Source organism: Streptococcus sp. 9.1(2021), assembly GCF_030466425.1.
GTDB lineage: Bacteria > Bacillota > Bacilli > Lactobacillales > Streptococcaceae > Streptococcus > Streptococcus wuxiensis.
In genome coordinates this window covers 1-7,251 of sequence record NZ_JAGQFU010000005.1, presented here as the reverse complement: position 1 = coordinate 7,251, position 7,251 = coordinate 1, and the positions used below count along the sequence as shown (strand labels likewise).

Sequence of the window (7,251 nt, the reverse complement as noted above, 5' to 3'; positions counted from 1 at the left end):
TGACTATTTTGTACCCCATTGATGACTATTTTGTACCCCATTGATGACTATTTTGTACCCCATTATTGACTATAAAATTAAAAATTGATAGAATATAGCATAATAGAAAACATAGTAAAAGGTAAACAAGATGGTATCAAATAGAAAATCAAGTAAGATTTATGAAGAACTAGCTTCTCGTCAAAATTATTTAGTTGTCCAGGCGAATGACTTGGCCAAAGCATTTGGTAATTTAAAAGCTTTTGAACACAAGGTTTTAGACTACTGTTTTTCATCTGTAACGAAAGATAGTAGAGTTGGTGATGTCTTTACGGTTCATAGTCTTGACATTATGAAGCACTTTGGCTTAACTAAAAACGGTCAGAATTATAGACGGATTGCAGAAGCTTTTTCGAGACTTAATGAGAATACAGCTCTATATATTCCTGAAACATTGCCTGATGGTAGACGTTCAATAATCATGACTCAACTTTTCAGCAGAATAAGATTTATTGAGGATGGCCTTGTAGAGTTTAAATTCTCTGAAGATGCTGGACCTTTAGTTTTTGAGTTGAAAAGAAACTACTACTCTTTCCATTTGGATGAGTTAGGAAATGTGAAATCAAAGTATTCTTTGATCTTGATGAAACTTTGGGAAGCATATCGCTTAGGAAATCGAGAATATACAACCATTAAGGGAAGTTTAGAGGAATGGCAAGATTGGTTCTTGGGTGAAGAAAAGTCATGGCCTGCAGGTTTATTTAAGAGGAATGCTCTCATGGTGGCATGCGAAGAATTAGAAATGAAATTCAACGCCGATATAGATTTAACAACTGTAAAAAAAGGACGAAAAGTTATCGGGTATGAGATGGTAATTAGGGATAGACGGATGCCAACCACTGCAGAGGTAATCATAGAAGCAGAGAAAGCATCACATCAGACAGATATCTATGATTTTTTGTAATTTGAACATGTATTAAGAATGAGGACTTGCATATGCAAGTCCTTTTCTAGGAGGAGAAAAGAATAAAGGTTCCCCTAATTTATCTAACGATCTAAATCAAAATCTTGCCACAAACCTCCTTCAATTTCAGCTTCTTGACGTTCATAGATTTTATCTGAGATCTCATTTTTTTCCTCTTCAGATAAATATCTTTCAAACTCTGATTTAAAACGTTTATAATTATCAGCTTCTTTCTTAGCTTCAAAATACTTAGACAAAGCATTTCGATTTTCTTCTTCCAAGTGAGCTTTCTCTTTTTGGAATTCTGCTTTCAGTTCTTTGATTACGTTCTTTAAAGATGAAATTGTAGAATGTAACTTTTTAATGAACCCTATTTGAAGGATAGACTCTTTAAAATCGTTCAACAAATTCGACAATGGGCTATAGTTCGCCTTCATGGCTATTCTATCAAACTCATCTTCAGGAACAATCACAACACGTTCACGGTTATTAAATAGTCCTCGCTCTTTGATTTCAAATTGACTTTTATCTACTTCAGTTTCACTGATCATTTTCAGACGTAACATAGCATTGATAGTTTCATCTTCTAATTTTGCTTTATCCAACTCTTCGGACATATTTGCGACTTCGTTCTTCAAATGCTGCAGTTCCTTCTCTTCTTGCTGCTTCTGTAATTCAATTTGTCGCATAGTTTCTTTATATTCTCGCATATCCTTAATATCGTTCGTCTGACCTAACTTGCGTTCTATATTAAGGTTTTTCATAAAGTATTGAATCCTATCAATTTCATGATCACGAAATTGTTTCAGTTGGCCACGTCCTTTTTCTTTAAATCCTTCCTGGAGAAGAGCTTTTGAAAAAGATGGTTGTTTCGAAAGACCATTTTTATATCCATCAGCAATAGGAACAACATTGAAATGAGCATGAGGAGCTCCATCTTCGTCTAAATGAACAACTGCATTATAGATGACTAAATGATCGTGCCGTTCATTAAAATCTCTTACGTAGCTTGCCAGAGCCTCTCCTACCTTTCTTTTTTTATTGAAATCCATCTTTTCCCAGTCGGATTTATTACCTACTGAGACTACAAATTCACGTTGCAGATCTAATGTCTTTGATTTTTTAACGTGTTTGTAGTAGTCTTCAATTTTTCTATCCTTCCTCCGTTGTTTTAAATTGTAAGTATTTAAAGCATCGTCAAATTCATCGTGATAGACTTCTCTTATGTCACGTTTAATAATCGTTATATTTTCGTGGGACAATGCACGATTTATATGTTTGTGTTCATTACTCTTAAACTCTTCTTCGCTCAGATCTCTGTTATTATGACGTATATTTGTCATGCCAGTTTTTGTTTTAAAAGAAATGGTCATTTGATTCATTAGTCTATTTCCTCTCTTACTATTGTGATAGTAGTATGCCACAAAAAACAAAAGATAATAAAAATTTTTAAAAATTTCCGTTAAAAACGTGATTAACAAATTTATTTGAGCATTTGTTTTTCAAAAAGATGGTCTTATATAGTGACCATCTTTTTAGAATTTATAGAACACTATACAAGTCCATCTTTTCAGAAATCATGGATTACTATATAAGTCCATCTTTTTAGAATTTATGGAATACTATACAAGTCCACGTTTTTAGAATTTATGGAACACTATATAAGTCCATCTTTTTAGGATTTATGGAACACTATATAAGTCCATCTTTTTAGGATTTATGGAACACTATATAAGTCCATGATTTTTAAATCTATGGATTTCTATATAGTTTCAGCAGTTTAAAGAGAAACATTTAGCCCAAAATGTTGGGCTACGGCGTGGGGCTATCGCTATTCCACGCCAACTATTGTCGATATGTAATCAGTTGAAAATAAAAATATCTTTCTCGGATCAAGCAGAGTTTCTGTTACTCTTTGTCAAAGAGTAACGTTTTTGTAGTTTTGACATTGCTGCGCAACGTACAAAACTAAAACGCTCTGCCGAGGGCTATGGGTTGCACCCCTTTTTTGACCCTCACGGTTCAAAAAATTCACTGCTTTTTCGGCCCACAAAAGTGGACTCGAAAAAAAATCGGCGTGAATAACGCACCGAAAAAATTACCTAGAAACTCATCAATCATCAAGCACTTACTCATATCGTCCAACACCTCAGCCGTACTCTCAATCAAACTCGTATTCAACTCATGAAGTAATTTGACAAGAAATCCATTGACTATCGTGCCTTAAAATACTGCTGGCGATTGGTTCTCAAAGACATCAAACGCAATGCCTTTGGTTTTCGGAACTTTGAAAACTTTAAAAAACGGATTTACCTCGCTTTGAACTTCACAAAAAAGAGAACCAAGATGGTTCTCTCTAGGGCTTAGTTATATGTCCACCCACTACAGTTGACAATGAGCATTTTTAAGAGCAATAATCTAGCTCATCTAAATTATTTGACCGTGAGAATACGACGCACATAGGTTTTGAATGGAGTCTCGGTCACATTTTGCACCTCAGTAATGATATGGAAGGTATCGTCTGACTTTGCATCGTCAGGGATATGAACCGTGAGACTTGCGCCCTCTTCTGTTATATCGAAGACATAATGCGGGTCCACCTCTTCGGAATGTAGGGAGGCCATTCTGCCGTCCCCTCGTAGCGCTCCTGAATAGACTTGAGGGCTCTGGCAGTTGTATTGGTCCCGCCCCAGGTCTGGATATAGAGGGTTCGGGGGTCATCGTCCAAAATGAGCTCCTCTAAAAAACGTGATCCTTCCGTCACTTCCTTTTTCTAAAATCTAGTTTTTTTAAAAAATAGGCTATCTTCCAGAAGTAGAAAGCCTATTTTTTATGAGATGCTTGAGTGCTTACGCTTTCAATTTGTCAAATTTTGCTTTGACATTTGCCTTGAATTCTTCAAGTTTATCCTTGCGTTCGGCTTTACGTTCAGCCTTCATTTGTGCACGTGCCTGGTTGTAGAGGTCTTCTTGGACTTGCAGAGCTGCTTCGATTTCGGCTACGACGGTTGCTACATCCCAACGCACGATTTGGGTGTCGTACTTGGTGAAGTAAGCATCGATGACTGCTTCGTTGTCTTCTTGCACCAAGGCAACAACGGCTGTTTCACCGTTAGTCAATTTCTGAGAAACAACGTCAATCAGGCCAGTTTCTGCCGTATCAATGGTATCACCAGCAGCCAAACCATAGAGGCTACCCATACCATAACCAAACAAGACGCCGATAGGACCACCCAAAAGCCCGATAACTGCACCGAACAAGCCACCTTTTAGGGCTGCATCCGTCGTTGAATCTTCAAAGTCATAGCGTTCTTTTTCAACGATATGACCGTTTTCATTTTTGACCAAGGCGATTTGAGCAACCTTGGTCGTCTGAGTTTGGCGGAAAGCCTTCAAATCCGCAAAGGACTGATAAGCTTCGCTTTCAGTGTTAAAGATTGAAACTACTAGATTTTCCATAGTTAGTACCTCTTTTCTAAAAATTACACATACATTATAACACAGTTTTCTTTTTTTGAAACTACTTTTATGCGACAATTTACATGATATGTCGCAATTTGTCAGCGTCGAAGGACTGGTGCAGGCAGCGGTATATCCTTGCCATATCTCGGGCCAGACACTCTGGCGACTCTGAGTGATTATCAAGAAAGGCGTCCAGCAACATCTTAAAGCCACCCGTGCAAAAAGTCAATAAATGGTGTCTTTCCTACAAATCCCCACCACTGATAGGGGGTACGAACATACACGAAAGTATGGTTAAACCCATGATACGTATAATGACGGTTGAACTGATTAATCCCTATATCCGTCATGTGGGACATAGCACGTAGTACCTGGGGCGGAGTAAAAGTAGTCGCTAGCGATCTTAAAGTTGTCGGTGACTAAGCATGGAAAAACAACATGAAGATTGACTACTTCGCTGTAACATCAAAGATGTCCCATCATAAAAGGTACTAGAAGAGATACTGCTTATTACTCAAGATGGGTTTGCCCTAAAGTCTCTTAAACAATAAGGTGAATTTTGAGATGAACTTTTCAAAAAAACAACTTTCCGAAAAATTGGTCTTTTTCTGAAAGTTGTGTAATGAACAGAAAAACAGCGAAAACCATTGACGCTGTAGGGATTTTTAGCGGTAGATTGTCCGTACTTTAATCTGAAAATAGACCAGAATGACTATCTCAGCATCATTTTTTGACAATTTATACAGAAAAATTATCAACGAGAAAAAAATAGTTTGAAGAAATCTGTTTTTTTGTGTATAATATACACAAAAAGATGAGGTGATTTAAATGGCTATTACAACTACAAAAGCAAGATTGAATCTAAGTATTGACTCTGAATTAAAACAGGAAGTCGGTGAGGTCTTAAACGAGATTGGACTTGACTATACCACAGCAATTAATTTATATTTCAATAAAATCAGACGTGATCGTAAAATTCCATTTGAACTTGAAGCACGAAAAAATTTAACTGTCGATGAATTTCTTGGTTCAAATTGGCGTGAAGGTTTGGAAAATGTAGAGGATGGTTGGGATTGAGTTATAAAGTTGAATTGATACCTGAAGCACAAGATGATTTTTATAAATTAGATAATAGTCAACGTCTTCATGTTAAAAAGTCACTTATCAAGTTAGAAAATCAAGGAATGCTTGCCGGAGAGGCTCTTCACGGTAATCTAGCAGGTTACAGGAAGTTAAAACACAAAAAACTGGGCCTGAGAATTGTTTTTCATGAAACTGTCAATGCAATTGAAATTATTGAAGTCATTGCTATTGGTAAGAGAAGTGATAACGAAATTTATACAATTTCTGAAAAACGTATAAGAAACAGATGAATTTATTTTAGCCAATCTATTATCCCCTAAAGAAATTGAAAGCTGGATGACTTATCTAAGTCACCCAGCTTTCGAAAAAAGTCCTTGTTGTTCGAGGACTTTTTTATGTATATAAAGCTAAAAAAGATGAGATGTACAAAGCTATTCCCAAAATTTCCACCATCTCTTCGCTTTCTGTTCAATCAGCAACTGATTATCTTTTTGAGTTGCCAAAATAATCGTATGCAGTTGCTCAATTTGCTTCTTGTAGTCGTCTATTTGAGTTTTAAGGTCTGATATACGCTCATCTTTCTCTTGTAATACATTTGTATTATCTACGTAGTCGCTTGTATTATCCTCTTGGAAGAGTGTTTTTCTAGCATATGAACTGATCGAATCTCCAAGTTCTGCAGCTCTTTCCTTTAATTCTTCTTTTTCTCCAACGCTCATCCTGATATTTAGGACAGTCATTTTTTCAGTCAAAACTTTCACCCCGTTAGCTAATATAATACATATTATAACACACAGTATTATTAAATAATACACCATAATACAAGAAAAACTGAGTTTTTGGCTAAATTTCTTTAGTATATATTTAGCAGTGAGCACATGATAAAGATTAAATTCTTTTAAAATGCATTTTTAGCCCTGTACTGCGTTTTATAAGTTTAGCAAAGGAAAAACTACTGTGAATACTCAAGGATTCTGTTAACGGCCAAAATATGGCTTCTGAGAGTCGTTTTAGTTGTGAAAACTAGTTGATGGTGCAATAAATGCTTCAGATGAAATGTTTATAGTATTATTTGAAGTATTTGTCTACGAAGAGTATAATAAAAATGAAAAGAACTTATTTTGTGCTAGAAAGAAACTTGTTACTGAACCGGATACATACTATAGAGTTGTTAGTTGGAGAGAACAATGATCATGGAATCACTCATTGAATTACTCATTAACTTAATACTTATTTTCCCTGCAGTATCTATTTTATTTGGTTATTTTATTGGTAAGTTAATTTCAAATAAAAAAGCAAATAAATAGAGTGTTTCCTAAAATATTGTTATGACAGTTGAAAAAAATTAAAAGCAGGCAAAAGCCTGCTTTTTTCTTGATATTAGAATAGAGATTTTGAGCCATTATATTTTAAAGTGGTTAGATAGAAAATAGTGAACTGAATGAAAGATTTTTTTATTTTTTAAAAATAAAATATAGATTTTTTTCTTAAGAAGATACTTTCTAATTTACTTTCTAACCTACTTTATATTACTTTATATTACTTTGTCGACCTTAGAAACTCAGTAATATCAAGGGTTTACAGATAAATAATTGACTATTTTGTACCCCATTGATGACTATTTTGTACCCCATTGATGACTATTTTGTACCCCATTGATGACTATTTTGTACCCCATTGATGACTATTTTGTACCCCATTATTGACTATAAAATTAAAAATTGATAGAATATAGCATAATAGAAAACATAGTAAAAGGTAAAC

General features: G+C 35.1%; 7 protein-coding genes and 1 pseudogene. 4 read left to right on the top strand and 4 right to left on the bottom strand.

The annotated features are described in order from the left end of the window. The first annotated feature begins 130 nt into the window (after positions 1–130). On the top strand, positions 131–943 hold the full coding sequence (locus KBU52_RS08795; protein WP_000254442.1) for a replication initiation protein: 813 nt from the start codon (positions 131–133) through the stop codon (positions 941–943). Between the two features lie 83 nt (positions 944–1,026). Here the strand turns inward: KBU52_RS08795 and KBU52_RS08790 are convergent, their stop codons facing one another. Continuing rightward, the gene (locus tag KBU52_RS08790; protein ID WP_017645578.1) at positions 1,027–2,325 is read right to left on the bottom strand and encodes a plasmid recombination protein; all 1,299 of its coding nucleotides are present in this window, start codon (positions 2,323–2,325) and stop codon (positions 1,027–1,029) included. A gap of 751 nt (positions 2,326–3,076) precedes the next feature. On the opposite strand from KBU52_RS08790, the pseudogene KBU52_RS08785 reads away from it, so the two are divergent. Then, a pseudogene (locus KBU52_RS08785) lies at positions 3,077–3,310 on the top strand (hypothetical protein); the annotation flags it as partial. Between the two features lie 205 nt (positions 3,311–3,515). Here KBU52_RS08785 and KBU52_RS08780 read toward each other — a convergent pair. Both KBU52_RS08780 and KBU52_RS08775 read right to left on the bottom strand, forming a co-directional pair. Then, positions 3,516–3,707, bottom strand: coding sequence for a nucleoside hydrolase-like domain-containing protein (locus KBU52_RS08780; RefSeq protein ID WP_079266279.1), 192 nt, complete (start codon positions 3,705–3,707; stop codon positions 3,516–3,518). An 85-nt stretch (positions 3,708–3,792) separates the two neighbouring features. Further along, entirely contained in the window at positions 3,793–4,401 is a 609-nt protein-coding gene (locus KBU52_RS08775) for a DUF1269 domain-containing protein (RefSeq protein ID WP_017645923.1), read from the bottom strand. Between the two features lie 831 nt (positions 4,402–5,232). Between KBU52_RS08775 and KBU52_RS08770 the strand changes: the two genes are divergently transcribed. Both KBU52_RS08770 and KBU52_RS08765 read left to right on the top strand, forming a co-directional pair. Beyond that, positions 5,233–5,481 (top strand): type II toxin-antitoxin system RelB/DinJ family antitoxin, encoded by a 249-nt coding sequence (locus KBU52_RS08770; RefSeq protein WP_001018847.1) that lies wholly within the window; start codon positions 5,233–5,235, stop codon positions 5,479–5,481. After that, positions 5,478–5,777 (top strand): type II toxin-antitoxin system RelE/ParE family toxin, encoded by a 300-nt coding sequence (locus KBU52_RS08765; protein ID WP_003015041.1) that lies wholly within the window; start codon positions 5,478–5,480, stop codon positions 5,775–5,777. Before KBU52_RS08770 ends, KBU52_RS08765 begins: the two co-directional genes overlap by 4 nt. Positions 5,778–5,918: 141 nt before the next feature. Here the strand turns inward: KBU52_RS08765 and KBU52_RS08760 are convergent, their stop codons facing one another. Continuing rightward, positions 5,919–6,248 (bottom strand): hypothetical protein, encoded by a 330-nt coding sequence (locus KBU52_RS08760; protein ID WP_228379394.1) that lies wholly within the window; start codon positions 6,246–6,248, stop codon positions 5,919–5,921. Between the last annotated feature and the right edge of the window lie 1,003 nt (positions 6,249–7,251).

Bases quoted from the DNA above. Each gene is read 5' to 3' on its own strand.
- KBU52_RS08770 (WP_001018847.1), top strand. From the start codon at position 5,233: ATGGCTATTACAACTACAAAAGCAAGATTGAATCTAAGTATTGACTCT.
- KBU52_RS08790 (WP_017645578.1), bottom strand. From the start codon at position 2,325: ATGAATCAAATGACCATTTCTTTTAAAACAAAAACTGGCATGACAAAT.
- KBU52_RS08775 (WP_017645923.1), bottom strand. From the start codon at position 4,401: ATGGAAAATCTAGTAGTTTCAATCTTTAACACTGAAAGCGAAGCTTAT.
- KBU52_RS08795 (WP_000254442.1), top strand. From the start codon at position 131: ATGGTATCAAATAGAAAATCAAGTAAGATTTATGAAGAACTAGCTTCT.